This window comes from Micromonospora mangrovicola (genome assembly GCF_047200535.1).
In the GTDB taxonomy this organism is placed as follows: domain Bacteria; phylum Actinomycetota; class Actinomycetes; order Mycobacteriales; family Micromonosporaceae; genus Micromonospora.
The window spans coordinates 1-336 of record NZ_JBJZOG010000283.1 but is presented as its reverse complement, the minus strand read 5'-3'; the positions used below and the strand labels follow the sequence as shown (position 1 = coordinate 336).

1 protein-coding gene is annotated in these 336 nt (G+C 74.1%); it reads left to right on the top strand.

Annotated features, from left to right (window positions below; translation table 11 throughout):
* Positions 1-336, top strand: a 336-nt coding sequence (locus ACL02O_RS34485; protein WP_412822367.1) for a discoidin domain-containing protein, incomplete at both ends; no start/stop codon positions are given.

The window sequence follows — 336 nt, the reverse complement described above, 5'->3', positions numbered from 1 at the left end:
CACCCGGGCCACCGCGTACGGCTACTCGCTCTGGGAGTTCAAGGTCTACGGCACCAGCGGTTCCCCCGGCTGCACCGGCAACGCCGCGCTCAACCGGCCGGCGGTCGCCTCCTCGACCGAGAACGCCGCCGTGCCCGCCTCCGCCGCGGTCGACGGCAACGCCGGCACCCGCTGGTCCAGCGCGTTCGCCGACCCGCAGTGGCTCCGGGTCGACCTGGGCGGCACGCAGACCCTCTGCCAGGTCGTGCTGCAGTGGGAGGCGGCCTACGCGCGCTCCTTCCAGATCCAGGTCGCCGCCGACACCGCCGGGCCCTGGCAGACCATCTACAGCACCGG